The organism is Cocleimonas sp. KMM 6892, from assembly GCF_035798195.1.
Lineage (GTDB): Bacteria > Pseudomonadota > Gammaproteobacteria > Thiotrichales > Thiotrichaceae > Cocleimonas > Cocleimonas flava.
Genome location: NZ_JAPFBV010000006.1, coordinates 200,342 through 226,113, shown reverse-complemented (window position 1 = coordinate 226,113; position 25,772 = coordinate 200,342). Strand labels below are relative to the sequence as shown.

General features: G+C 41.7%; 23 protein-coding genes. 9 read left to right on the top strand and 14 right to left on the bottom strand.

The window, feature by feature from the left end; genetic code table 11:
- Positions 1-208: 208 nt before the first annotated feature.
- Complete coding sequence (gene nadB / locus OO007_RS16795) at positions 209-1,825, top strand: L-aspartate oxidase (protein WP_325809659.1); 1,617 nt, start codon at positions 209-211, stop codon at positions 1,823-1,825.
- 127 nt (positions 1,826-1,952) lie between these two features.
- Here nadB and rpoS read toward each other — a convergent pair whose 3' ends face one another.
- Positions 1,953-2,987 (bottom strand): RNA polymerase sigma factor RpoS, encoded by a 1,035-nt coding sequence (gene rpoS / locus OO007_RS16790; RefSeq protein WP_325809658.1) that lies wholly within the window; start codon positions 2,985-2,987, stop codon positions 1,953-1,955.
- 435 nt (positions 2,988-3,422) lie between these two features.
- Between rpoS and OO007_RS16785 the strand changes: the two genes are divergently transcribed.
- Positions 3,423-4,262 carry a peptidoglycan DD-metalloendopeptidase family protein gene (locus tag OO007_RS16785; RefSeq protein WP_325809657.1) on the top strand — a complete coding sequence of 280 codons (840 nt, stop codon included), beginning with the start codon at positions 3,423-3,425 and terminating at the stop codon, positions 4,260-4,262.
- 471 nt (positions 4,263-4,733) lie between these two features.
- Here OO007_RS16785 and OO007_RS16780 read toward each other — a convergent pair whose 3' ends face one another.
- The 5 genes from OO007_RS16780 to OO007_RS16760 form a co-directional block, all read right to left on the bottom strand.
- The gene (locus tag OO007_RS16780) at positions 4,734-5,414 is read right to left on the bottom strand and encodes a response regulator (RefSeq protein WP_131906511.1); all 681 of its coding nucleotides are present in this window, start codon (positions 5,412-5,414) and stop codon (positions 4,734-4,736) included.
- Positions 5,415-5,533: 119 nt separating this feature from the next.
- On the bottom strand, positions 5,534-7,261 hold the full coding sequence (locus OO007_RS16775) for a histidine kinase (RefSeq protein WP_325809656.1): 1,728 nt from the start codon (positions 7,259-7,261) through the stop codon (positions 5,534-5,536).
- 11 nt (positions 7,262-7,272) lie between these two features.
- Positions 7,273-7,584, bottom strand: coding sequence for a HesB/IscA family protein (locus OO007_RS16770; RefSeq protein WP_131906513.1), 312 nt, complete (start codon positions 7,582-7,584; stop codon positions 7,273-7,275).
- Positions 7,585-7,695: 111 nt separating this feature from the next.
- On the bottom strand, positions 7,696-9,279 hold the full coding sequence (locus OO007_RS16765) for a cobyrinate a,c-diamide synthase (RefSeq protein WP_325809655.1): 1,584 nt from the start codon (positions 9,277-9,279) through the stop codon (positions 7,696-7,698).
- A gap of 173 nt (positions 9,280-9,452) precedes the next feature.
- Positions 9,453-9,803: a HopJ type III effector protein gene (locus OO007_RS16760; protein ID WP_325809654.1), complete on the bottom strand. Its 351-nt coding sequence runs from the start codon at positions 9,801-9,803 to the stop codon at positions 9,453-9,455.
- Between the two features lie 105 nt (positions 9,804-9,908).
- On the opposite strand from OO007_RS16760, the gene OO007_RS16755 reads away from it, so the two are divergent.
- Positions 9,909-10,349 carry a hypothetical protein gene (locus OO007_RS16755; protein ID WP_325809653.1) on the top strand — a complete coding sequence of 147 codons (441 nt, stop codon included), beginning with the start codon at positions 9,909-9,911 and terminating at the stop codon, positions 10,347-10,349.
- A gap of 80 nt (positions 10,350-10,429) precedes the next feature.
- Here the strand turns inward: OO007_RS16755 and OO007_RS16750 are convergent, their stop codons facing one another.
- Positions 10,430-11,626, bottom strand: a complete 1,197-nt coding sequence (locus tag OO007_RS16750; protein ID WP_325809652.1) for a flavin monoamine oxidase family protein — start codon at positions 11,624-11,626, stop codon at positions 10,430-10,432.
- A gap of 150 nt (positions 11,627-11,776) precedes the next feature.
- Between OO007_RS16750 and OO007_RS16745 the strand changes: the two genes are divergently transcribed.
- Positions 11,777-12,448 carry a cupin domain-containing protein gene (locus OO007_RS16745; RefSeq protein ID WP_325809651.1) on the top strand — a complete coding sequence of 224 codons (672 nt, stop codon included), beginning with the start codon at positions 11,777-11,779 and terminating at the stop codon, positions 12,446-12,448.
- Positions 12,449-12,539: 91 nt separating this feature from the next.
- Here OO007_RS16745 and OO007_RS16740 read toward each other — a convergent pair whose 3' ends face one another.
- The 5 genes from OO007_RS16740 to OO007_RS16720 all read right to left on the bottom strand — a co-directional run bounded on the left by OO007_RS16740 (position 12,540) and on the right by OO007_RS16720 (position 18,281).
- Positions 12,540-14,897 carry a nitric oxide reductase activation protein NorD gene (locus tag OO007_RS16740; protein WP_325809650.1) on the bottom strand — a complete coding sequence of 786 codons (2,358 nt, stop codon included), beginning with the start codon at positions 14,895-14,897 and terminating at the stop codon, positions 12,540-12,542.
- A gap of 49 nt (positions 14,898-14,946) precedes the next feature.
- Complete coding sequence (locus OO007_RS16735) at positions 14,947-15,768, bottom strand: CbbQ/NirQ/NorQ/GpvN family protein (protein WP_131906520.1); 822 nt, start codon at positions 15,766-15,768, stop codon at positions 14,947-14,949.
- 103 nt (positions 15,769-15,871) lie between these two features.
- A complete protein-coding gene (locus OO007_RS16730) occupies positions 15,872-16,183 on the bottom strand; it encodes a hypothetical protein (RefSeq protein WP_131906521.1) in 312 nt (103 codons plus the stop codon).
- Positions 16,184-16,356: 173 nt separating this feature from the next.
- On the bottom strand, positions 16,357-16,716 hold the full coding sequence (locus tag OO007_RS16725) for a ribulose bisphosphate carboxylase small subunit (RefSeq protein ID WP_131906522.1): 360 nt from the start codon (positions 16,714-16,716) through the stop codon (positions 16,357-16,359).
- 146 nt (positions 16,717-16,862) lie between these two features.
- Positions 16,863-18,281 carry a form I ribulose bisphosphate carboxylase large subunit gene (locus OO007_RS16720; RefSeq protein ID WP_131906523.1) on the bottom strand — a complete coding sequence of 473 codons (1,419 nt, stop codon included), beginning with the start codon at positions 18,279-18,281 and terminating at the stop codon, positions 16,863-16,865.
- A gap of 299 nt (positions 18,282-18,580) precedes the next feature.
- Here OO007_RS16720 and OO007_RS16715 point away from each other — a divergent pair, with 299 nt between their 5' ends.
- The gene (locus OO007_RS16715) at positions 18,581-19,492 is read left to right on the top strand and encodes a LysR family transcriptional regulator (protein ID WP_243651615.1); all 912 of its coding nucleotides are present in this window, start codon (positions 18,581-18,583) and stop codon (positions 19,490-19,492) included.
- 231 nt (positions 19,493-19,723) lie between these two features.
- On the opposite strand, the gene OO007_RS16710 is transcribed toward OO007_RS16715, so the two are convergent.
- The gene (locus OO007_RS16710; RefSeq protein ID WP_325809649.1) at positions 19,724-20,329 is read right to left on the bottom strand and encodes a TetR/AcrR family transcriptional regulator; all 606 of its coding nucleotides are present in this window, start codon (positions 20,327-20,329) and stop codon (positions 19,724-19,726) included.
- Between the two features lie 188 nt (positions 20,330-20,517).
- Between OO007_RS16710 and OO007_RS16705 the strand changes: the two genes are divergently transcribed.
- From OO007_RS16705 to OO007_RS16690, 4 genes are all read left to right on the top strand, one after another.
- Positions 20,518-21,087: a carboxymuconolactone decarboxylase family protein gene (locus tag OO007_RS16705; protein WP_325809648.1), complete on the top strand. Its 570-nt coding sequence runs from the start codon at positions 20,518-20,520 to the stop codon at positions 21,085-21,087.
- Positions 21,088-21,489: 402 nt separating this feature from the next.
- Positions 21,490-22,902, top strand: coding sequence for a ferredoxin reductase family protein (locus OO007_RS16700; RefSeq protein WP_325809647.1), 1,413 nt, complete (start codon positions 21,490-21,492; stop codon positions 22,900-22,902).
- 37 nt (positions 22,903-22,939) lie between these two features.
- A complete protein-coding gene (locus OO007_RS16695) occupies positions 22,940-23,155 on the top strand; it encodes a 4Fe-4S dicluster domain-containing protein (RefSeq protein WP_131906527.1) in 216 nt (71 codons plus the stop codon).
- Between the two features lie 4 nt (positions 23,156-23,159).
- Positions 23,160-24,980 carry an FAD-binding protein gene (locus OO007_RS16690; protein WP_325809646.1) on the top strand — a complete coding sequence of 607 codons (1,821 nt, stop codon included), beginning with the start codon at positions 23,160-23,162 and terminating at the stop codon, positions 24,978-24,980.
- 160 nt (positions 24,981-25,140) lie between these two features.
- Here OO007_RS16690 and OO007_RS16685 read toward each other — a convergent pair whose 3' ends face one another.
- Positions 25,141-25,758 carry a TetR/AcrR family transcriptional regulator gene (locus OO007_RS16685; RefSeq protein ID WP_325809645.1) on the bottom strand — a complete coding sequence of 206 codons (618 nt, stop codon included), beginning with the start codon at positions 25,756-25,758 and terminating at the stop codon, positions 25,141-25,143.
- Between the last annotated feature and the right edge of the window lie 14 nt (positions 25,759-25,772).

The window sequence follows — 25,772 nt, the reverse complement described above, 5'->3', positions numbered from 1 at the left end:
TTGCAAAAATGCCTTCACTTCTAAGTTATTAATTAAACGTATGATAATCTAATACGAACATATAAGGAATATTTGAATCAATCTATCACTTAAGCAATTTTTGATAAACCTAGGCGAAATGATTTTTTATAAATAGTTGTAATAGATGAACGATTTGAGTACTACAATAAAATAATTATCTTAATCACCGTAATTTCAGAGTAAATATATGCATGATGTTTTGATTATAGGCAGCGGGGCTTCTGGCTTAACACTGGCCTTAAGCCTTCCAGAAACAATGAAAGTAGCCGTTTTGAGTAAAGAAGTGCTCACCGAAGGAAGCACCTTATATGCGCAAGGTGGGATATCAGCAGTACTCGACAAGAATGATTCCTTTGAATCTCACATTGAAGATACACTAGATTCCGGCGCCGGCCTTTGTATTGAATCCGTGGTTCGACATGTCGTTGAACAGGGTCCTGAGTCAATCGACTGGCTATTAAAAGCAGGCGTCCCATTTACTCGAGAAGAAAACAAAGCCGATGGCACAGAAGGACTGCATCTAACTCGTGAAGGTGGTCACTCAAATAGACGTGTAGCACACGCTGCAGATGCAAGTGGTCGCGCTATCGAAACCACACTCGTTTCCATGGTCCGCGCCAGAAAGAACATAGAACTGTTTGAGCATCATATTGCTATCGATTTAATTACTACAAGAAAACTGCACCACAAAAGCCGATTAAATCATTCAATCGGTGCTTATGTTTTAGACATCAAGAATGAAAAAGTCATTACTTTCAAGTCTCAATATACTGTGCTTGCAACTGGCGGCGCCAGCAAGGTATATCTCTATACCAGTAATCCTGATGGTGCTAGCGGCGATGGCATTGCCATGGGTTGGCGCGCTGGTTGTCGTGTAGCCAACATGGAATTTATGCAATTTCACCCAACATGCCTATACCATCCGCATGCTAAATCTAATTTAATTACCGAAGCCGTTCGTGGTGAAGGTGGACGATTACTATTGCCGAATGGCTCACGTTTCATGGACAAATTTGACCCAAGAGCAGAGCTTGCGCCAAGAGACATTGTCGCCAGGACCATTGACCATGAAATGAAACGATTAGGTATTGATTCTGTATTTCTTGATATCAGCCATAAATCGACTGATTTCATCATGGATCACTTCCCTAATGTTTATGCCATGTGCCAGAAGTTTGGATATGACATGAGCAAAGAACCTGTACCAGTAGTACCCGCTGCACATTACACTTGTGGTGGTTTAATGGTTGATAAATTTGGTCATACAGATGTTGAAGGATTGTATGCAATTGGCGAAACCACATTTACAGGTTTACACGGCGCAAATCGCATGGCGAGTAATTCACTACTAGAATGCATTGTTTACGGCCAATCCTCAGCAGAAGATATTACTAAAAGACATGCTACAGATATCAACCAATTTGAAGACTTAACTATACCCGACTGGGATGAAAGTCGAGTAACTGACTCTGACGAGCGTGTTGTCATCAATCATAACTGGGATGAGATTAGGCGCTTCATGTGGGATTACGTGGGCATTGTGCGTACCACAAAGCGCTTAAAGCGCGCGCGAAATCGTATAGAAATGTTACTCAGAGAAATCGATGAATATTATTCAAACTTCCGTGTAACAAGCGACCTAGTGGAATTAAGAAATCTTGCAGAAGTCTCGAGACTAATTATTCGGTCTGCCCAGCAAAGAACTGAGAGTCGTGGCTTACATTATAATTTGGACTTCCCTGATTTGGACCCCAAACTCAATCAGGTGAACAGTATTTTGGACCCAATGAAAACAAGCCGATAAAAATCGGCTTGTTTTCATTTTAGAGCATTAATGCTTTGAAAGTTATTGTCACCCCCCTACTTTGAGGGAGTTTTTTTCGCTTCATTCTTTATATACCTAGGTGGCTAGGTATCTCCCAAAAAGTGTATTAAACACTTCCAAGAAGCACATCACCTGAGTAACCCTGGTTCTCAAGAATACGACGTAAGCGTCTGAGTGCTTCCATTTGAATCTGGCGTACACGTTCTCTTGTTAATCCAAGTTCTTCACCAACTTGTGCAAGTGTTGAATTATCATGACCATGTAGACCGAAACGTCTAACAATCACTTCTTGTTGCTTTGGTTCCAGCTGTGTAAGCCAACTTTCAACTGAATTACATACCGCTTCATCATTGATGGATTCAGAAGGCTCTAGTTGAGACTCTTCTGAAACAAAGTCAACTAAAGGGTTATTGCCTTCTTTTCCTATATTGATATCAAGTGAACTCACTCGCTCACCATAATGGAGTAACTTTTGAAGTTTCTCTACTGGCTTACCCAATGCTTCAGCGACTTCTGCAATTGTAGGCTCTTCACCACTTTTTTGAGTGAGTTGCTGGAACTTACGGTAATACTGATTGATTTCTTTATTAATATGGATAGGAAGTCGAATGGTACGAGACTGGTTCATCAGCGCACGTTCAATATTTTGTCGTATCCACCACGTTGCGTAGGTAGAAAATCTGAAACCACGCTCAGGATCAAATTTTTCAACGGCGTGAATTAGACCAAGATTTCCTTCTTCGATAAGATCAGGCAAAGGTAATCCACGATTCATATAACGACGTGAGATTTTCACGACTAATCGCAAATTACATACGATCATTTTTTTACGACCCAATGCGTCACCTTCTTTTGCTAAACGCCCATACTTAACTTCTTCTTCAGGGGTCAACAATGGAGAGAACTCTATTTCTTTCAAATAAAGTTGAATGGCGTCGAGTTCCTTACGTGGAACTTTAGCTGGCTTAGGTTTATCAGCAATTAAATCTTCTTTTGACTTATCAAGACCAGCTTTTTGGGATATTTTCAGTTTCTTTGCCTCAATGAGGTCTGTTACATCACCTTTGATTTCAGAAACATTATTTTTAGTTGTAGAAACACTTTCGAAAAGAACATCAGGGGCCGAATGTCCAGTTTGCATAGATCACACTCCAATCCTTTGGTGAAAATAACAATATACAAACAGTACATTCGCAAAGTTTAAATATTATTAATTTTCTTGGGGTAATAGTATTGCTACCATAAAATTTAAATTATCAAAAAAAGACATAACATCTTATACGGGGGCTGATAATTTAGCTCTTTTTAGCTTCGCTATTTTTTTCAACTTAAGCTTCTAAGCTGCGTAGCATTTGATTGAAGATAACACAATAATTACCATTAATTCTACCCTTTTAGGTATATAAGTTCCCACTATTGAAAACCCAATGGGATATTTTCAGTATTAATTGACTCAACTAAAGCTGAGATTAACCAGGTTTATTTGCCTGTTATATTTATGCAATATGTTTACCTATCATATACCTAAGTCGATTATAATTTCGTCAATTAAACTTAATTCATTTTAGACTCAAATATGAACAACACACTCACTATCATCTGTAGAAGTATCTTTACTCTGTTTCTATTGTCTTTGTTAAGTTCAGCTGCTTATGCCTTCCCTAATAATAGCCTAAGGCCTGGTGGTGTAGCGGTTTTAAGCGTTGCCCCATCACACAATGCAAAGCCATACGTAAGCTACAACAATAAACCCATCGCTTTAGTTAAAGGACAACAGAACTGGCTTGCCATTGTCGGCATATCCTTAGATGCAAAAACCGGACAACATAAAATAGACATCAAAGATTCGTCAGGAAAAACGAGCATACAGAAATTTACAGTTAAGCCTCATAAATATAAAACCCAATACTTAACTATTAAGAATAAGAACAAGGTGAACCCAAATAACAAATCCATGAAAAGGATTGAACGTGAATTTGTTATGAAGAAAAAGCTAAAGTCTACCTTCTCTAACTCATCACCTAAACTAAACTTTATTCGACCTGTAGCAGGAAGAGATAGCGGAAGATACGGACTACGTCGAATTTTAAATAAACAAAAAAGAAACCCACACAGCGGCATGGACATCGCAGCCCCTCAGGGTAGATCTGTAAAAGCTACTGAGTCTGGTACAGTGTTGTGGGTTGGTAACCTCTTCTTCTCTGGCAATGTCATCTATATTGATCACGGGAATGGCGTTTTAAGCCTTTATGCTCATCTTAGTAAAATGAATGTTAGAAAAGGCCAACAAGTAAAACGTGGCGAAATTATTGGTAAGGTAGGAAAAACAGGTCGTGTCACCGGAGCGCATTTACACTGGACTGTTTTCCTGAACGGAAATGCTGTAGATCCCGCATTATTCATAGCTAAACAGTAATTGATTTTATCAAAATCCTCTTTTTACTAATTTTAAGTACTTGATATATCTAATATTTTACAATTTATCTGCTTTTAATTGACAGTTTTTAATCTCATTCAGCTTCGATTCAGCCTCATAAAGGTATTCTATATACAACTTCAGCAGAGAGTCACTTTTCAAAGGGGTTTGTGGTGTGACTTTTGTTGATTGGGGAAACCTAGACTCCTAAAAATAATAAAAAAGGTTTGTATTTAAATACAACCGAATTAAGGAATCCTCCCTCAACTGCTGAACATAGTCACCGTTCCAAAAATCGGCCAAATATTGGGGAGCTGGTTTGCTGGGCTAACACGATGACGGTTATTAGTCTTACGGGGGTATTACTGATAACCAAAAAAAAAGCGAGCTTCGGCTCGCTTTTTTTTATTTAAAATTTATCTTAACGTAATTCTAGCGCTTCTTAAAATGACACCGATTTACGCATAAAACCTATAACACTCTTTTCGGCGGCATTGTAATTGGAGACTTCTTCACACCATGCTCTACCGCCATTACTGCAGCAGTGATTCGAGAACTAATATTGAGTTTTCTTAGAATGGCTTTCACATGCAATTTAACCGTGCCATCAGAGATACCAAGGTTTCTGGCAATAACTTTGTTACTTTGGCCTTCTGCCAGTAACGTCAGTATTTCAAATTCTCTGGGTGTTAACACAGCGAAAGGATCTTCCTTCTCAGACTTTTCCTGATTATCGCCCTGCACTGCACTTGCCAGTACGGGTGCAAGATCAGGCGCAACGACAGTCTTACCTGAAATAATATCCCGAAGCGCTACCACTAAATCATCAGGTTCCATATCTTTTAGTAAGTAACCCTGAGCGCCATTTCTTAAGGCCCCAACCAAATCACTTTCATCACTACTTGTAGTAAGCATCGCGACAGGAAGATCAGGATGTGCAGCTTTAATGACCTTTAACACACTTATGCCGTCCATTTCTGGCATACGCATATCAAGCAATACGATATCTAGTTGCTCATCATCAATTATTTTCACACCTTCTGAGCCATTACCCACATCAGCAACAACATTGATTTTTCTTCGAGTAAGCAAGTCACGCAAGCCAGCACGAAATAAAGTGTGGTCATCTATCAATAATATTCTTTCGTTCATATCTTTTTGTACTCAGTTTGTACTCGGGTGTATTTTATTCAAAGTCTAATTTTTGAAAATAAAATCTCATGCAATAAAGAGATAACGTTTCTTTAACGTTTATCTATTTCAAACTTTCTCTATTTCTTAAAGGTGTTCAAGGTAACGGGGTTCGCATCTACATCAAAATTAAGCTGCAATAAAGTCCCTTCACCGCCATCACTTTCAAATTGTATTTCACCATTTATTCTTTCGGCTCGCTCATTCATTATCGAAAGCCCAAGATGGTCTCCAGTCTCATTATTCTGTTCAGACCACTCATCATTCAAACCTACGCCATCGTCTTCAACTAGCACACTGCAATGTCCTTCTTCAGTGCTGGTCATGAGAATACGTACATTTTTAGCATTGGCATGTTTCTTAATATTGGCTAAAGCTTCCTGCACAATTCTAATCACTTCTACTTCAGTATCTCGAGACAGCGTTTTCAGATTCCAGTTGTGATAGAAGAATGTATCAGCGCCTGTTTCTAATTTGAAACGGCCAACAACTCGTTCCACTGCTCGTACCACGCCTTTACCATCAATCGGTGCTCTAAAGTGCGTAATTAGACTTCTCAGTTCAGCATAGGCTTCATCTATTGTGCTTTCCAAGCCTTCTAATTCATGCCAGATAACTTCTTCATCACCCTGATTTAAAGAGTCATCCATGAGACGTACTTTAAATCTTAATGAAGCCATGGTTTGCGCAAGCGAATCGTGTAACTCATGCGCCATGCGGGTTCTTTCTTCGATAATGGAAAGCATTCTCGCGTCTTCTTCAACACCAGCTTGTTCTATTGCCATACCAAGATGCTGACCGATACTGACCAGAAGTTCATGTTCTCCCTCAAGAAAATCGTGGTCTTTTCTGTGTACAAAAAGATTATAAACACCCAAGGTTTTGCCGCGATATTGCAAAGGTATCGCCAGCATTTCGATATCTTCATCGCTTTCAAAAAAGTTTTGACCAACCGTCAAAGCACACTGAGTTACATTTGTATTTACCATTACACTAGCATCGCTTAATGCCTTACCACATAGGCAATCTGGCGCTGGCAAGGTGTCTTCTAGTGCAATGATTTCATCACTTAAGCCAATGCTGGCAACCAGGCGCATCTGATTTTCTTTATCCAGCAATCTCACCGTTGCAGCTTCAGCTTTAACGACCTTTCTGAGTGTGTGTAAAAACCGCTGCAATAAATCTTCTAAATTATTCGACTTATTGATGGTTGATGAAACATCATATAAAACATCGAGATAATATTTTTTCTGCTCTATGCGTTCTGCCTGGCGCTCAAAACGTTGCTGTTCAAATTTTGCCAGTGATTCGTAATCTTCAGAAATTTTGTTTACGTGCATGCGAAGACCTTCAGAAGGACACCGCGAAGAACGAATTAACATACGAGAGGATAAATCGCCCTGCAACAAGCCATTTGCCCAATCAGTAAGATCGGTGCAGAACAGATTGAATTGACGCCACATCAAATACAATAGGCCAAGCACTCCAACACCTGAAACCACCCATAAAAAAGTCATTAAGGGCGCTACCCATGTTGGTGCTTCATCATGACTAACAGCCCAGAAGTAAGTTGCGCCAATAATCACAAAGAAAATAAACAAAATAGAAAAAACAGTACGAGCAATCAAAGGCAGTTTGATTAATTCCTCTGGGATCTGGTAATTATCCTCTCGTGCTTTTTCCTTCATTTCTTCTCGTCCATTAGAAGTAGAAGCATCCTCAGTAGCAGTCTCGTTTCGACTTTCACTGTCATTGCCTGTGTTATCAACAACTCTAATCGGAATATGAATGGAATTTTGTTGTGCCATAGTAAGCCGTTTTACTCAGTAGGAGGCTTGAAATTAGGATCATTAGGATTCAGAAAAACAATCTCATGCTTGCCACCAATTTCCACATAATCCATTGTCATACCGCCTATAAGTGGCAGGGTGGCAGCATCAACTACGAAACTAATGTCTTTTTCGACAAAGCTTTTATCGCCTGGATGCGTATTATCATCAAACCCCATGTTGTAATGAAAAGAACCATCAGGCTGCACTTTTATCGCTATCCTTAAAGGCAGAACATCAGCGCCCATTTGCTCCAATGAAATCATCACTTGTTTTGCGGCATTGTCTGAAATTTTGATCATAATATGACCCTCCTTTTTCTTAACTTTTACTTTGTTCTTTTTTAGCTACATTGTTTAGCTACATTGTTTAGCTACATTGTTTAGCTACATTGTTTAGCTATATTTGTTTAGCTATATTTTTTCAACTGTCTTAAGACCCTCACCAAGAAGGTCATTAAGAATATCTTGATTATCATCTTGTCTATTAGTGCTCACGTGTTCCTGTACAAAATTAACAAACCGTTTTGCCCATTGAAAATTATCTGTATTTCTTAAATGAGAATAATTGGCGAGTAGGTTTTTATAAATCCACCCATCTTTATCGCCGGTGATCCCCACCCCTCGATGAACATTATAGGCGTATTCGCCATGACTTGAGATATTGACCAAACGTGAATAATGAAACTCGTGTGCTTTAATTAGCGAGTTACTGATACTGTCTTCGTCGCCAGCGCTATCAACTTCTCTAAGATTCGCTAATGCGGAATCGTGATTAATCTTACCCCAGGGCATTTTGGTTGTTTCTTCCAGTTCAACATACCCTCTTCCCTGAGGTTTTCTATGCATAACCGTATCAGCAGAAATCACTCCTACCATATCTGATTTTTTACCGTTCCACTCTAAACTGCGGGTCAAATACATAAGACCACCACACTCTGCATAGGTCGGCATACCAGCTTCGATAGCATCATGGATACTATTTCGCATCGATACATTATCTGACAATTTCTGCATTTGAGTTTCCGGAAAACCACCCCCAATAAACAAACCATCCAGATCATCAGGTAAGCTTTTATCGTGAAGTGTATTAATACTTACTAGTTCTGCTCCGGCTGCCATCAATGCCTTTTTATCGTCGATATAATAAAAACCGAAGGCTTCATCCTCACATATACCGATGCGTACCTTTGCATGCTTAGAGTAATGGCTTTGTCGGTTTTTACTAGCAACATCTTTTTTAGATATGGATGTGACTGGGGTAATTTTCGGAGCAGACTGCGCAATTTCAATGAGCTTATTGAGGTCTACAGAATCGCTCACTATTTGTGCAATGTCGGAAATTTTCTGGTCAGCTTGATGATCTTCGTTGCTTGGCATTAATCCAAGATGTCTTTCATCGAGCGCCATAGCTTTATTTTTTCTGACCATACCGAGAATGGGTATATCAGTATATGTCTCTGTTATTGCTCGCAGTTTTTCTTCGTGGCGTGGACCACCGGTTAAATTGAATATTACGCCGGCGATATTTACGTCTGGATCAAAGAGTCGATATCCTGCCAATAATGGCGCTACGCCGCGCGTGACACCGCGGCTATCAATCACTAAAACAACAGGGCTTTGTGTGAGTTTTGCCACTGCGGCATTGCTATCGCTACCGTCTAGAGCAACACCATCGTACAAGCCTTTATTGCCTTCAATAATACTGATATCTGCATTGCGGCTTTGTAGTGTGAGTGTATCCAGAATTTCTTGTTTTGACTGCGTATTAAAATCTAAATTATAACAACCGACCAAATCGTCTGATTCCATTCGATTTTTGAAAGCGATACTAGATAAACCACTCGCACGCGCCAACCACAGTGGGTCTATATAATCGGGACCTTTCTTGAAAGGTTGGACTTTTAACCCCTGTTTAGAAAGCGCTGCACACAAGCCAATCGATATCGTGGTTTTACCCGATGATTTATGCGCTGCTGATATATAGATTCTAGACATATCAGCATATACTACATTAGTATTCGCTAATATAGAAGCAAATACTTTATATTGAGCCTAAAATCAGAGGGATGACAATATCAGTATCAATCGCATTTTGATCAAGGCACCCCCCTACTTTAAGCGGCTTTTTTATTTTGCTGTTTAAAACAACCCAAGAAATTTATTCAGCGCTACAGGGCTTTTATCTCTAAAGCATTCGACGAAAATTGAATACCATCCCAGCCATTTTGCATAAAATTACGGATATTCTGGTGATTATCAGCATCAGGGTTTTGCAACACATCTTCACGATAAAACGCACCGAAACAGGCTAGCGTCTGTTCTTTTGATAAACCATTTAGTTGAGCAAATGCGAATAATTTACACGACCCCTGATTTTGATCAGCTGCATTTTGCAAATCCCCATTACTAAACGCTGCGGGCGTGAAATCATAGTGTGCTTCAATCAATGACATCAGGTCATTAAACTCAAGTGTTTCCGGGGAAGTTTTTACCTGTTCAATATATTCTGCTATGTCCATCTGCTCATCCTTATATTCATTGATAAATTAGCGCAGTAAGCTAACACAGTTTTTGTTAAAATACAGTGCAATTACATCGGATTTCATCCAACTAAAAGGCTAGCTATGCATACTAAAGAAGTATTCTATCGCGGCAAAAAACTCGGGCATGAAGATCGAATGTTGCCTGCTGTCTCCTATAACGCCATGCGCACTTTGTTAGCATACTCAGACCTTGATAACAGTGAATCATCAGGCGTTTTCCTCCCGATTCGATCGATGCAATATATGGCCGTCATCGACCAACAAGAAATTATTTTTGTCGATGGTTTATGCGCCAAAAAATCCATTGAATTTGCATGGCGTAAATTTAACCCTCAGCAACGTGAAAACTTAATCGATCCTGTTCCTTACCGGATGAGTTATTACGATGAGAAAGCGCTGGAAACCATGAAACGAATCCAATGGGAATTTAATAAAGCACTACAAGTAGAATTGGAAAAGATGAAAGATCAGTACCCAAAAAGTAAAGCGGATGTGATTACTCTCAACACATATAAAACTTAGCTTTATTTCATATCTTTTAATATATCGTCTCTAGATAAAGAACCCCCCCCCCTACTTTGGGACACTTTTTTTGCGCGTTGTTATTTTAGCAAGAGTTTCAATGTGCGTTTGCTGGCTTCTAAGGCTCCTTCTAGTAAGCCATTGTGTCCTAGGTGATGGTTTGCCGATTCGGTCCCTGACCAGATTAAACGCCGACCAAAATTACTTTCCGCATAATCACTCATGGATGATGTCGCATGACCAGCGCTCATTGATTGGTCAATATCATTAGCAGTAAATGCTTCTTGCGCCCAATCTTGCAACACAATATCAACCGGACTCGCCGCTTTGTCTCCAAATAACCGAGTCAACTGATCAATAGCGGCTTGACAGATTTCCTGATGTTTTCCTTTACGGTAACTTCCGGGTATTCCAACAAATCCGAATAAGGCATATCCTGTTTTGCTCTTTTTATCGCACTCTTTATTGTCCTTAGAGCTATTAGCATCTGTCGAGGCATCATGAATTTCACGTAAGGGGCCTAATTGGCTCACTGCGTCGCCCGATAATCCCTGTTCTAACCAAAACGCTGAATCGTATACTGCAATGAATTTTGCATGACCTGCCATCCACGTTGAATAGCTGTTCAACTCAGTCACTCTTGATTCTGATAGCGGAGGAGTAAACTCAATCGCTGACATGGCAATACGCGGCGGTAACGCAAATACGATTTTATTACTGGTGATTTGGTAACTGCTTTCTTCGTTATTTTCTTCACGCGACAGTTTACGATTAGCATTATCAACAAAGGTGGTGACTATCTGATTGTCCAGATATTCCACATGCGTTACTTGAGAATTTAAGCTTATATTCTCATCGTCTATGTGATCTTTCAGCGTCGATATGATTTGACGAATTCCGCCTTTTAATCGATAAGCCCCTTCCATGGAAATACCGTAAAAACCTTTTTGGATAGTACCCTGCTGGTCTTCATAAACGGCCTGACCACTTCCCTGTTGCAGAAAAACAGAATCATTCAAGCCGAGCTCATTTATGAGCTTTTCCATCTGTGTTTGCCCCGGCCAAAACCATGAGGGACCAAGATCATAGGCGGGTTTATCTGCTGCATATTGATTCGAAGACTCTGAATCTAACACAGCGTAATTTTTTGATAATATCCGGCCACCGAGTCGCTCTCTCGCCTCGATCAACCTAAAAGGTATTCCTTCTTTTTGCAGCTGGTAGGCGCTATGTAAGCCGCTAATTCCGCCGCCAACAATCAGTATTTCTGTGTGCATATTATTTTTTTCATCATAATCAGTCTCAACCTTCCTTATATAACGTAAATTTGTAATGCATAGTAGCGCTAACTATCATTGAAACGATTCTTATCCTATATTGGAATCAAAGTAGAGTTGAACTGACACTAGAGCGGAGTCAAAAAAATAATGGATGTAAACGCTGATTTTTCTAAACGTATCATGCTTCACAGTGATGAAATCGACTGGGAAGACTCCCCCATGAAAGGAGTAGTAAGACGCAGACTAGACCGCGTCGATAATGAAGCCGACCGTGTGACGACGATTGTGCGTTATGCACCAGAAAGCAGCTTTTCACCACATGTTCACACTGGCGGTGAAGAGTTTATTGTTTTGGAAGGCATCTTCGAAGATGATTATGGCAACTGGCCAACCGGCTCGTATATTCGTAACCCGCCTACATCAAAACATAAACCAGGCTCTAAAGATGGCTGCATTATCTTTGTGAAGCTGTCTCAATTTCAACCCGATGATCGCACCTTTGTGCATATTGATATGAATAAAATAGGCTCGGTTTCAGATGCTGATAGAGCTGGGGTTAAAGTCACGCCTTTATACAAAGATAGTTACGAAAATGTGCGCGTAGAATACTGGGAAGCAAACACAAACATTGAAGTAGACGCATCTGGTGGAGCAGAACTTTTCGTTTTAGACGGAGGCTTTACAGAAAGTGGTGACGAGCTTCGCAAAGACTCCTGGTTACGCGTTCCGGTGAATACTACCGTTACTGCAAAAACCGGCGATCAAGGCGCGAAGGTCTGGATTAAAACAGGTCATTTAGTGTCACCTGTAAACGGATAAAATTAAGCCAAATTAGATCTTGGAATGAGTTAAAGGCACCCCCCACCTTTGGGGCACTTTTTTAAAGCCTGATTAAACATCATCATTTACATTAAGCGGTTAAGCTCGCAAACAAGGTTGGTAATTGTTCAGGCAATTTATCTACCTTGTCGATTATGGTGTAGTTATTCGCACCGAAGATTCTTTTCACATAATCATCCGCTTGCGGATCTAGCGTCAAACAGTAAGTTAAGACACCTGTCGCATAAAGTTCTTCAACCGCTTTCTTGGTGTCATGGCGTAAATGCTGTGGATCGCGCTCATCGATATCTGCTGGCTCACCATCGGTGATCATCAACACCAGCTTGCGACGTTCTGGCTGCTTTAACAGATGGTTACCTGCATGGCGTAATGCAGCACCCATTCGAGTCGATAAGCCTCCTTTCATTCCAGCCAAACGTGATTTAGCATCATCATCAAAATGCTGATTAAAATCTTTAAAGCGATAATACTGCACATCATGACGCCCATCAGACGCAAAGCCATGAATCGCAAAGGGATCACCAATGCCTTCTATGGCGGTTGCGACTAAGGTCGATGCTTCACGTGTTAGCTGTAAAACGGTCTTTTCAGAACCATTCATGGGCTCATTAGTGGATTCCGATAAATCCAGCAATAGCACCACAGAAAGATCACGGGTTTTTAATACATTACGCATCGTGATTCGCGTATTAGGTTGCTCCCCCATTCGTATTGCAATCATCGCATCAATCGCTGCATTGATATCAACTTCGTCGCCGTCTTCCATATTCCGCTGGCGTTGCACACCTTCTGGTGTCAGCAAGTCGATAATTTGTTTGATACGATGCGCGACCGGTTTATATTCATCAATGATGGCCTGAATATCTTCGACATGACCACGCGGCTGTCGACGTTCATAAACCGTGGCCCAATCAGGACGATGTAGCTGAATTTGATAATCCCATTCCTGATAATGGAAGGGATCTGATACCGGTTCTTTGCCCCAGGCATCATTGAAGCTTGCAGCATCGTCGGTTAAATCATCTTCGTAAAAACGCATCACATCTTTATTGGTCCAGATTTCTTGCGCATCATCACCTGCCAGTTCGCAATCCACCTCATGCGCCATCATCAGTGCGCTCACTTCTCGCCTGACTTGCTGCTGGCTGGCTGGCAAATATTCAAACTCGACATCACTTGTAAATTCTTCAAACTCCCAGACATAGCGATTATCGTCACGATACGGAATATCAATACGTTCGAGTATTCGTAGGCTGGGCACTTCTTTTCGTTGAGAAAACAAATTAAAGATGTCCAGCCCGAGATTCCAGCAAAATGTGTTGTTGTGCTGATTTTCCGAGATCCCTGCGTGGAAACTTTTGGCGAGTGCATTGAGTTCTTCATCATCCGAAGTGACGCTTTCATCCAGCAACATCAAGGAAAAGTGGACTAAAATAGGCATGGTCGGATGTTCTGCCTGTGAATCCTGCTCGTCACTATTAGCAGCTTCTTGCATCATTCGACGCCATAGTTTTTTCAGACCGGGAAAATCATTTACCGCTTTGTATTCGATACGCGCATCTTCAACCAATCCAATAAAGAACATCTGGGCCGGACTCAGTCCTTCAGCTGAAATAGGCTCGGATGAATACATAATATGCGAGGCCATGTGCGCCGCCGTCGCACGATACACTTCCAGACCCGCGATATCACCATAATCATCCAGCGCATCGGGCAAGTACAAAATACGGTGTTCTATATAGGGACGAAAATCAGCAAAATCAGCTCCCGTCGGACGTAAGAAAAAATCCCTACCCCACAAAGCACGGAGATAAAAATTGAGTTTTCTTTGGGTTTTGATAAACAAAATGCCACGTCGTTCTTTTTGCAACATGGCACGACTATCAGCAGACTCAAGATCAAAATAAGCCGTGAGATTATTAAAATCACGACGATACGCCTGCGCCCCAAAATTTGCCCAACGGCGTAAACCACTCAAGGTTAATTTAGAGAGCAATTCATCCATGTGATTCAGCATCGGACGCACACCACGAGAAGCGGTAGAGGCCAATTGATGCACCAGCGTTAAGTAGCCACGAAACAGTTCTGCATCGCCTAGATTGCGCGCAGCACTGGGCATACTGGCAAATAAGAGAGAAACAACTTCAGCCGAAGTCATTGAAGATAATTTTAGTGCAGCCGTTAAACAATCGCCGATTACATCTTCGCCACACTCTTTGGCAACCAGTGGCATTTCCTGAATGTACGAGATAACTACGTCATGCCCACGCCCTAAATTACACAGACTTTTTGCGCCATCCATATAGGTTTGCAAACCGGACGGCGACATTACACGTGAGGCTTCCTGAAAAGTACCCTCTAACACTTCCCTCACTTCTGGGGCGGCATCAATCAGGAATTCTTCGTAGTCTTCGAGTTTTATTGACATATTTTTATCTCATTCACCAATGTAATGTTGGTTACCTGAAGGTAAAGGTCTACCCAAAGAAAGTTTCCACTGCGGCATTCAGTGTATCGCGCATATCAGGATCATCCGTTAACGGTGTTACCATCGTCATACTACAAGCCGCTAGTGGTGACACGCCTTTTGCAATCAACTGACCCGAGTAAACCAGTAAACGCGTTGAAATACCTTCATCCAAACCATGGCCTTTCAGGTTACGTGCACGGTGTGCAATTTGTACTAATTTCTCCGCTGTCTCCACATCGACACCCGATTCTTTCGCCACGATACTGACTTCGATTTTCTCTTTAGGGTAATCAAAGTCCATTCCACCAAAACGTTGTTTGGTCGATTGCTTTAAATCTTTCATTAAACTCTGGTAGCCAGGGTTATAAGAAATAACCAACTGAAAATCAGGATGGGCCTGAATCAACTCGCCTTTTTTATCCAGCGGTAAACTCCGACGATGGTCCGTTAAGGGATGGATAACTACGGTGGTGTCTTGTCTGGCTTCAACGATTTCATCCAGATAACAGATGGCACCGATTCTGGCGGCAGTCGTTAATGGCCCGTCTTGCCATTTTGTGCCATCCTTATCGAGGAGAAAACGTCCCACCAAATCAGAGGCTGTCATGTCTTCATTACAGGCTACGGTAATTAAGGGTTTGCCTAATTTCCATGCCATGTATTCAACAAATCGAGATTTACCGCAGCCTGTTGGGCCTTTAATCATCATCGGCATCCGAACCGCATACGCTGATTCATATAATGCGATCTCTTGATCTACCGGCTCATAGTAAGGCTCATCATTAATGATATATTGATTGGCATCTACGATATTTTCAGTAATGGACATCGTTACTCTCTCTAATTCGTGAGATCTTCTGTGATCTACTGTTAATATATTTGTTAGCTTGGTTTAACAGAAAGGAGAGAATGAGAGTACTCCCAGAATAAAACTAATCTTCATCCTCTGTTTCTACTTCACCACTCCAGCCTGCGGCACGCGCTTCTGCGATTGCTTTATCATGTATCCGCTGATGTTTCTCAAAGAGTTCAGGGGGTAACTGGCTCACTAAACAACCGTATTTGTCCCACTCTTTATTCACTTTATCCAATAAAGAATCAACGCCTGCAAAATTCCAGCCTTCACAGGTTTCGCTTTCTTCAATCAGTCCAAAGACCCATGCATCGCGAATGATTTTGCCAATAGTGGTCATTCCACCATTTACTTCTTTGTCGATACCAACGTATTTATCTGGTCTAGCCATAGTATTCTCATTGTTAGTTTTAAGATCAAAAAACATTTATATAAATACCCGACAGTAAACTCAACTGAATCCTTATTGAATCTTTATTTAAATAATTTCTAAAAATGCCTCTGCCAGAATCTGACTTAACTGTATGTCAGAACTAATCTGACAGAGGCACATTTATCTAAACGCTATACAGATTTACCGCGATGAACAACCATCGCAGCGCCTGCAGACTGGGCGAAATTATCAAAGCCCAGTAAGCGCACATGATTTTCTGGATGCGCTTTATGGCAGGCCTCTATCTCAGCCATAATTGCATCGACATCGGTTTCACCAAACATTGGCAATTTCCACATATACCAGTAATTGCTAATCGCATTCTCTGGCTCCGTATGTTCGATACCCGGGTTCCAGCCTTTATCTACAATATATTGAATTTGTGCACGAGCTGACTCAGCACTTAAAGGTGGCAAATAAGAAAATGTTTCAAATTTTCGGCTTTGTGCAGCATCGCTTAAGCTCGAATTGTAATCTTGTACATCACTCATGTGATTTACTCCAAATAATTAATTTTTAACGTGAAAAAGTTGAATAGTGCGTTCTGGCAAGGCGCGAAAAGGAGAGTGTATAAAATATACATGATCCTTTTCAGCAGCTCTTTATACCAATCTCGCCAGCGCGCTAGATGACATTGTTACTTGTGGGCAACGTCGATTTTGTCGACAGTATCAAATTCGAATTTGATCTCTTTCCAGGTTTCCATCGCAATCTTCAGTTCAGGACTATGTGCCGCTGCTTTGGTAAGAATATCTTTGCCTTCTTTCTCCAGCTCGACGCCCATATTACGTGCTTCAACACAGGCTTCTACCGCTACCCGGTTGGCTGCCGCGCCTGCCGCATTACCCCATGGGTGACCTAATGTGCCGCCACCGAACTGCAAACAGGAATCATCGCCGAAGATGCTAACGAGCGCAGGCATGTGCCATACATGGATACCACCGGAAGCAACGGGGATAACGCCTGGCATTGAGCCCCAATCCTGATCAAAGAAAATACCGCGTGAACGATCTTCTTTGATGAATGAATCGCGCATAATATCGATCCAGCCCAAAGTAGCATCTCGGTCACCCTCCAACTTACCAACAACCGTTCCGGAGTGAAGATGATCACCACCAGACAAACGAAGAACTTTAGTCAGTACGCGGAAGTGGATACCGTGATGCGGATTACGATCAAGTACCGCATGCATCGCACGATGAATATGCAACAACATACCGTTGTTTTGACACCATTGTGCAAGTTGGGTATTCGCTGATAAACCGCCGGTTAAATAGTCATGCATAATGATCGGTGCGCCTATTTCTTTGGCGTATTCTGCACGACGCATCATTTCATCTGATGTGGGAGCGGTAACGTTCAAATAATGACCTTTGCGCTCACCAGTTTCTGCTTCGGCTTTATGGATGGCTTCCATTACAAAGTCAAAACGATGTCTCCAACGCATGAATGGTTGTGAGTTTACGTTCTCATCATCTTTGGTGAAATCCAGACCACCACGAAGGCCTTCGTAACAGGCACGTCCGTAGTTTTTCGCGGATAAACCCAACTTCGGTTTGATCGTACAACCTAATAGTGGACGTCCGTATTTATTCAGAATATCGCGTTCTACCTGAATACCCTGCGGTGGACCATTACACGTCATAACATAAGCGACTGGAAAACGAATATCTTCCAAACGAAGCGCACGAAGTGCTTTAAATCCAAATACATTACCTACCAGAGAAGTCAGTACATTAACGACCGAACCTTCTTCAAACAAATCGATTGGGTAAGCAACAAAACCGTAGAAGCAGGTATCATCTCCCGGTACATCTTCGATCGCATAACAACGACCTTTGTAATAATCAAGATCTGTTAGAAGATCAGTCCAAACCGTTGTCCATGTACCTGTCGAAGATTCTGCGGCTACCGCTGCAGCCACCTCTTCTCTTGGTACACCATCTTGTGGAGTGATTTTAAAACAAGCCAGTATATCGGTGTCTTTTGGAGTGTAATCGGGTGTCCAATACGTTTCTCTGTATTCTTTTACACCGGCATCATATTGCTTAGCCATAGTTGCGTTTCCTATCGTTTGATTAGTCTTTAATTAAAAAAATTATCTTTTTCGTTGTGTCTGTTTTATTCCGTTTTTACGTTGGAATTACTGAAAAACAAATCACATCTAAATGACATTTTCCTTAAGAGCGAGATCATTCTGTAATAATTTATCCATAAACGAAACTAAATATTAAACCCCTCTAATATAAGAATTGCTTATGTTAAAATATCGGCGTAAGATAATCATAGAAGTCGGTATTTTCTAATCCGCTATCTGACTTTTACGCTAAGAAAAAATAAAAGAGGAGAACCGCTATGGCACATATATCAATGCGTCAAATTCATATCTTCGATTCAGTCGCTCGTTATCAGAGTCACACGCAAGCCGCGCAAAAATTGCACATGACGCAACCCGCCGTTTCAATGCAGATGAAACAATTAGAAAAAAATCTGGATATTGAATTATTCGAAAGACACGGCAAAAAACTCAGCCTCAGTGATGCAGGTCAGCAACTGCGTGAATACAGCAAAGAAATCATTCAGGGTTATGAGAACATGATGGACTTTGTAGACAAAATCAAAGGCTGTCATACAGGGCATTTGACGATTACCGTCGCCACCACTGCGAATCATTTCACCACCCGAATTCTTTCTGCATTTTCCAAAAAATACCCGGATGTCACTATCAGTCTGGATGTCACCAACCGTCGACGCATACTCGAACAGCTAGAAAATTACGAACCCGATCTGGTGATCATGGGCGAACCGCCTAAAGGTCATGGGCTTAAATCAGAGCGGTTTATGCCAAACCCACTGGCGATCATTGCATCACCTGAACACGCCTTGAAAGACAAAAAGAACCTTAAATTAAAACAGGTACAGAAGGAAAAGTTTGTTGTCCGAGAAAAAGGATCCGGCACACGCGGTGCAATCGAAAGACACTTTTCTGAAAATGGATTAGTCTGTGAAACGACACTGGAAATGAGCAGTAACGAGGCGATAAAACATGCGGTTTCAGCCGGATTCGGTTTGGGCATAGTGTCGTTACATACCGTAGAACTAGAACTGGCCAATAATCATTTAATAACGCTAGATGTAGAAGGATTTCCGCTACAAAGGCACTGGCACCTGGTGACCCGAGAGGGAAAAGCAATATCCCCTGTTGCGGAGGCTTTTCGAACCTTTGTTTTAGAAGAAGCAGATAAATTTGTGTATTACGATAAATGAGTGAATGAGTTGGTAAGTAAGTAAGTAGATTAGCCCCCCCCCCTACTTATAAGCCCTTTTCTTGTGCTTGATCTAACCTATTCCATCGACATTTCCTTCGGAAATTACGATGGACTTTGTTGGCTCTTGGTGAGCCTAACAAAGTCACCCCCCTACTTTGAGGCCGTTTTTTTTTTACGGCAATTTGTTTTTGCAATTACAACTCTATTGCTTATTCACAGAATAAAAGACTTATTTCACCGGAAGCATATTTAGGGAAAAATTAGCAATCTCCTGCAATTCCTGTTTGCTTTTACCGGTACGCGCGTGAACGGATAAACCATAGATAACAGCCATCAGATAGCCTGTCATTTCTTTCAGGTTGGCTTCTTCTGTAAATTGACCTTCTGCTATTTTCTGTTGTAGAAAATTAGAAATCATTTTCTCATGCATTGCTTGCTTTTTTTCCATTAACGCAGACATATCATCCGGAAAACCCACGCCGCCAGATTCACAATGGCTCTTAACGAAAAAGCATCCACCCGGGTTTTCATCTCCCGCTTGTATTTCGATAATTTTGTAAATATAAGCACGCAATGCATCTTTAACAGGAATCGCTTCACCCTCAGAAAGGGTCTGGCTTAATGGCGATGCATATTCAGATAGGTAGCGCTCCAAGGCTGCTTCAAACAACTTTTCTTTATTGCCAAATGCAGCGTAAAGGCTTGGTTTATTTATGCCTAACTCGGTTGTTAGATCGCTTAGCGATGTTCCTGAATAGCCATTCTTCCAGAACACACGCATGGCTTTATCCAATGCTTCATCTTTATCGAAAGTTCTTTTTCTTCCTGCGCTCATATATTTCTGCGTCCAATAGTTCTTATTCAGTCGTTAACTACGATGTATCAATTCTTTACAGCGTAATAAATTATGCTTGACATAATGTACCGAACGGTAAAGAATGTCAAATATGTACCGAACGGTACAGATATATTTTATAAACAATTTAATTCAATGAATGGACTAAAACGTCCTGGAGAAAAAACATGTCACGCGAAAAACTAGTATCACTTGAAGCAGTAAACCCTGAAACAGCGACAGGACGAGCCAAAGAATTATTCGATGAAGCTAAATCAACAGTCGGTTTTGTCCCTAATATGTACGCCAACATGGCGAACAACACTGCCCTGCTAGATACCTACTTTCATGGTTACGGAAAATTCCGCGAAGGAAGTGGCCTAAGCTCGCAGGAACAGGAAGTCATTTTCCTTGCGATTAGCAGTACCAACAATTGCGAATACTGCATGGGTGCTCACAGTATGATTGCAGACAAAATGTCTGGCGTTCCAGCCGATGTGCTTCAAGCTATCAGAGCAGGAAAAGAAATACCTGACGCTAAATTAGCAGCACTAGATGCCTTTACGCGTGAAATGGTGACATCAAGAGGCAATCCAGACAAAGATGCGATTGCGGCATTCCACGCAGCAGGTTATGAAGATAAAGACATGCTTGCGATTGTATTGGCGATTTCCGTTAAAGTGATCAGCAACTACTCTAATCACCTATTTGCCTCACAACTGGATGATGCATTTGCTGCATACAGCTGGCCTGAGTAAATTATTCATCTTTGTTTTGATCCATTGAAATAGAACAAAGCACTTATACACCCCCCCACTTATGGGCACTTTTTTAAAAAAGTGCCCATAAGTGGGGGGGTGTATTTTTTTGTGTAATATCTTAAAACATCCAATAACAAAGACATCAATGATCGCTAATCTCAGATAAAAACCCTGATGATTGATTCATCGTCTCAAACATCATTTCCCTAAACGCTTTTACCTGTGCCGATACCAGTTTTTCCAAGCCTTTTGATCTACGTCATTAAATGACTAGAAATCAAATTTGTTCTCATAAATTTTCACATTTCATGCACATTTCAGACTTATATTTGGTGTGTGCGGTAATGAGTACCTTGCTTGTTCAATGTATTCATTCTGATAGCAAATTGGATGAAAATCATGACAACTCAATCTTCAGTGTTAGAAAAATTCGGCTTACAGTATCCGTTTAAATTCAGTAAAAAAAGCAAACTGGCACTAGGTTTTTTTTGCCTAATGTTGCTACCATTCCTCGCGACCTTTAGTCTGGATATGGCAGATAAAACAACTTATGCCACTATCCTGACCACGGTAAATGTGCTGGCAATGATGGCATTTTATATGCAGTTCCCCTTAGTCAGCCGCTTAAAGTCATTTAGTCTATTTGCGAATATTGACTGGAATATCACCCACCATAAAAAAATTGGCCTTTGGCTTGGCATTATCTTCCTGCTACATCCTGTGTTGATACTCGCGCCACGATTTATGGTTTCATTTGATGATGGTATGCACAGCCTTGTATCGGTCATCACTGCGCCTCAAATGCTCACGGGGCTTATTGCCTGGGTCGGCATGATCATCTGGATATTGGTCGCAATATTTAAAAACACACTCAATATCAGTTATGAAACTTGGCGCTTTACCCACATGCTGGGGTTAGTGACAATTATGGTTTTGGCCACGCTGCATATTACTTCTGTAGGTAGTCATGGACAGTTTCAGGAAAAATTCAATCTCATCTGGTGGGCATTGTGCGCTAGCTCGGCGACAATGGTTCTGTACAATTATTTCATCAAACCCAGAATACTCCGATCTAAACCCTTCAAATTGATCGATGTTGCACAAGTCAGTAGCACCGACTGGCAGGTAACCATCGAGAAAAAAGACGCATCAGGTTTTGATTTTGAAGCTGGTCAATTCGTTTGGCTCAATACCAGCAAACACAGTGGCGGGGTAAAAGAGCACCCTTTTTCAATCGCATCCTGTCAGGCGGATCTTCCCCGTGTGTCATTTCTTATCCGAAATCTGGGTGATTACACCTCCAAATTAGACACGCTTAAGATTGGTCAAAATGTTTATGTCGATGGTCCTTACGGCAGTATTAATCTGGCGGAATCAAGCAAAGCAAAAGCTATAGTTTTAATCGCAGGTGGTGCCGGCATCGCGCCAATGTTGAGTCTGTTACGTGGCTTGGCAGAGAAAAACGACGTACGCCCTATTCGACTTATCTATGGCAATAATCGACTCGATCAAATGGTGCTCCAGGATGAAATTAAAGCGCTGGAAAAAACCATGCCAAATTTCAAACAACAATTAGTCTGCAATGAAGAGTCTAATCAAGAACATCGAGAGGATATCTATCAGGGAGACATCGACAAAGACTGCATTGAAGGTGTTTTCAACAGCATCAATAACCAAAATAGCATCGAAGCGAAAAAAGACTGTACGGTTTATCTATGTGGCCCCAAAGCGATGATTGCAGGTGTTAACACTAGCCTGAAATCGCTCAACATACCCAAAGCACATATTCATTATGAACAGCTTTCATTCTAAATGACTGTTGATAATTTAAAGGTAAGAGGAATTCATCATGCCAATAAGTGAAATAGCAGGCTGCATAGGCTGTCAAACCTGTGTGCAAACCTGCCCGACTGACGTCATACAGTTCGATTTTGACAAGAAAAAGGCCTACATCGCCTACCCTGAAGACTGCCAGATTTGTCACCTATGCCGTCTTTACTGTCCGGTAGATGCGATTAGTATCACCCCCGAAAAATCCATTCCTGTTGTCGTTTCCTGGAGATAAAATCATGTCGGATCAAATCAAGTCAGATAAAACAAAAATCTCACGACGAACCTTTCTGGGAATAGCAGGTGCGACACTTGGTGCAAGCGCCATCGCAGGAAATATGCCACCGATGCTAGCAGGCGGTCCTCCTCCAATGGGACACCCACCCATGGGGCATCCTCCGCAAAGAAATGAGACGAAGGTTGATGCAGATAGTTTTAAAGAAGAACAATTAGAAGCTGATGTGCTGGTTATTGGAAGCGGTATTGCAGGTCTGTTCGCGGCGGTTAAAGCCCACGATGCTGGCGCAAAAGTAGTAATGGTGTCCAAAGGTCGTTTAGGCAGTTCGGGGCTGACACCCTTCGGTAAAGGCGTGTTTAGTTACGATAAAAAGAATCCTAAAATGCAAGTGGATGAATACCTTGCAAAGGTCGCTGAATCTTCGATTGGTACGAATAACCCGGTGTTTACGCGTCAACTGTTAGAACATTCAGCAGATAGAGTGGCAGAATTAAAAGAATGGGGTTTCTTCGATTCTGCGCTGTGTTTCGAAAGTTTTTCCAAGCCCATGAAAGCACGCAAAATACCCATTATCGAACGCATTATGATGACGCATCTGCATAAAAAACAAGGGCGCGTTGTCGGGGCATCCGGGTTTAGTTTAGATCACAACACCATTTTTAATTTTTCAGCGAAAACCGTGGTTTTATGCACCGGTTCTGGCGGCTTTAAAGCCAACGGTTTTCCTTTATGTGATTTAACCCACGATGGCACCATTATGGCTTACAACATCGGCGCAAAAGTCACCGGTAAAGAATGGAACGATGGCCACCCCGCATCAGCCAAAAACTCTGGTTCGAGTTACGATAATTGGCACGGTCAGATAGAAGAAAAACCGAGCACTACCTCGGAAGATATTCATCATGACCTAGGGGTAGATTTAAATTACACCGCTTACACCAAGGGTGGTCCAGTTAGCATGGGGCCGCCGAGTGATCGTTCAAACTCAGATAACAACTCAGGTGCAGATTTCCCTAGTGGTCCCTATATTCCCGAATCATTCCGTCATGCAGGCGGCCCTCCTCCACAACAAGAAGCAACAGGTCTGAGTGCGCTGTTTGCTAAAAAGAAACGACAAGGTCCACCGAATATGGGGGGCGAATCTGTAGGTGGTTCGACTGCAGGTATGGCGATTCATAAATCAGAAGGATTAGTGCCTATCGATGAAACCGGCTTAAGTACGATACCGGGTTTGTGGGCATCGGGTGATGCATTAGGCTCTTATATGTCGGGTGGTATTTATACGCAAGTGGGTAGCTCTATGGCGGGTTCCGCGGTGCAAGGGGCAATAGCGGGAGAAGCCGCAGCCAAAGCCAGCAAAACGGTTACAGCGATTTCGATACCAAAGGAAAAGTTGACACAAACCAGAGAAGAAATCCTCGCACCCTTAAAACGCGAAAGTGGTTACAGCCCTGCGTGGGTCACGCAAACACTGCAAAGCACCATGATTCCAAATTTTGTTTTATACATTAAAAAAGAACGCATGATGCAAGCCGCGTTAGCCTATATTGAAGAACTCAAGGAACATCACGGCCCAATGATAATGGCATCAGATCGCCACCATTTACGCCTTGCGCATGAAACCATGCACATGATTATTACTGCTGAGATGAAACTGAAAGCATCAATGATGCGCACCGAAAGCCGTTGCAGTCATTATCGTCTGGATTATCCAGAAATCGATACTGAAAACTGGCAGGCATGGATCAATATTCACAAAGATGAAAACGGTGAAATGAAGCTAGAAAAACAGCACTTTGATAAATGGCCGGAATTTGCTTAGAAATTTGCGTGAGTTGTTTTTTAAAGATGTGTGCCTAGATATGCATGTTTGGGAATTTAACCAAAAAAACGCCTGTAAGTAGGGGGGGGCAAATACACCCCTCTACTTACAGGCACTTTTTTAATCTTGCAGTAAAACGATTGTAAATGTGTCGTAATGCTTAGCTAATAAGCATTTTGACTCGATCTTTTATATCCTTCGTCAGTAACTCCTCTGTCCAGCCTGCTCTTCCACGAAACACATACCCTTGTCGCATATCATGCAATAATTTTGCTCGTTCAAGAGATGGGAAATCACTCGGTAACACCCCTTTTTCTTTCTCCAGATCAAATCGAGCAGATAGACGAAAATCAGTTTCTTCAATTGCACTCATCATGCGTTCTTCAACGCCCTCCACTTCGCCGACACTTGTCGCTACACAAGATGCAAGAAAGCATCCTTTAGCGCCACTTTCGTGTTCAGTCGAATAGTGAATAACGGATAATAAAAAACCTTCTATGGCTTTGGCTATATCATCTTCAGATTCGAAAGCGACTATCGGTGCACAACCATCAACATCGGCGTAACGGTCGATAGCTTTCAAGTAGAGTTCACGTTTATCGCCGAAAGCTGCGTATAAACTTGGACCACTGATTCCCATGGCTTTTGTCAGGTCTTTCATCGAAGTGCCGTCATAACCTTTTGCCCAAAAAGTATTCATAGCGGCAAGCAGAGCCTCATCTATATCAAAATTCCTGGGTCTTCCCTTCTTACCTGCAATTATATTTGTATCGTTCAATATATAATTCCTTG

Coding starts and splice junctions, on each gene's coding strand:
- rpoS (WP_325809658.1), bottom strand. CDS start 2,987: ATGCAAACTGGACATTCGGCCCCTGATGTTCTTTTCGAAAGTGTTTCT.
- OO007_RS16735 (WP_131906520.1), bottom strand. CDS start 15,768: ATGTCCATTACTGAAAATATCGTAGATGCCAATCAATATATCATTAAT.
- OO007_RS16730 (WP_131906521.1), bottom strand. CDS start 16,183: ATGGCTAGACCAGATAAATACGTTGGTATCGACAAAGAAGTAAATGGT.
- OO007_RS16760 (WP_325809654.1), bottom strand. CDS start 9,803: ATGGACATAGCAGAATATATTGAACAGGTAAAAACTTCCCCGGAAACA.
- OO007_RS16750 (WP_325809652.1), bottom strand. CDS start 11,626: ATGCACACAGAAATACTGATTGTTGGCGGCGGAATTAGCGGCTTACAT.
- OO007_RS16715 (WP_243651615.1), top strand. CDS start 18,581: ATGGCACATATATCAATGCGTCAAATTCATATCTTCGATTCAGTCGCT.
- OO007_RS16705 (WP_325809648.1), top strand. CDS start 20,518: ATGTCACGCGAAAAACTAGTATCACTTGAAGCAGTAAACCCTGAAACA.
- OO007_RS16775 (WP_325809656.1), bottom strand. CDS start 7,261: ATGGCACAACAAAATTCCATTCATATTCCGATTAGAGTTGTTGATAAC.
- OO007_RS16725 (WP_131906522.1), bottom strand. CDS start 16,716: ATGAGTGATGTACAAGATTACAATTCGAGCTTAAGCGATGCTGCACAA.
- OO007_RS16690 (WP_325809646.1), top strand. CDS start 23,160: ATGTCGGATCAAATCAAGTCAGATAAAACAAAAATCTCACGACGAACC.
- OO007_RS16695 (WP_131906527.1), top strand. CDS start 22,940: ATGCCAATAAGTGAAATAGCAGGCTGCATAGGCTGTCAAACCTGTGTG.
- OO007_RS16700 (WP_325809647.1), top strand. CDS start 21,490: ATGACAACTCAATCTTCAGTGTTAGAAAAATTCGGCTTACAGTATCCG.
- OO007_RS16755 (WP_325809653.1), top strand. CDS start 9,909: ATGCATACTAAAGAAGTATTCTATCGCGGCAAAAAACTCGGGCATGAA.
- OO007_RS16770 (WP_131906513.1), bottom strand. CDS start 7,584: ATGATCAAAATTTCAGACAATGCCGCAAAACAAGTGATGATTTCATTG.
- OO007_RS16765 (WP_325809655.1), bottom strand. CDS start 9,279: ATGTCTAGAATCTATATATCAGCAGCGCATAAATCATCGGGTAAAACC.
- OO007_RS16785 (WP_325809657.1), top strand. CDS start 3,423: ATGAACAACACACTCACTATCATCTGTAGAAGTATCTTTACTCTGTTT.
- OO007_RS16780 (WP_131906511.1), bottom strand. CDS start 5,414: ATGAACGAAAGAATATTATTGATAGATGACCACACTTTATTTCGTGCT.
- OO007_RS16720 (WP_131906523.1), bottom strand. CDS start 18,281: ATGGCTAAGCAATATGATGCCGGTGTAAAAGAATACAGAGAAACGTAT.
- OO007_RS16740 (WP_325809650.1), bottom strand. CDS start 14,897: ATGTCAATAAAACTCGAAGACTACGAAGAATTCCTGATTGATGCCGCC.
- OO007_RS16745 (WP_325809651.1), top strand. CDS start 11,777: ATGGATGTAAACGCTGATTTTTCTAAACGTATCATGCTTCACAGTGAT.
- nadB (WP_325809659.1), top strand. CDS start 209: ATGCATGATGTTTTGATTATAGGCAGCGGGGCTTCTGGCTTAACACTG.
- OO007_RS16710 (WP_325809649.1), bottom strand. CDS start 20,329: ATGAGCGCAGGAAGAAAAAGAACTTTCGATAAAGATGAAGCATTGGAT.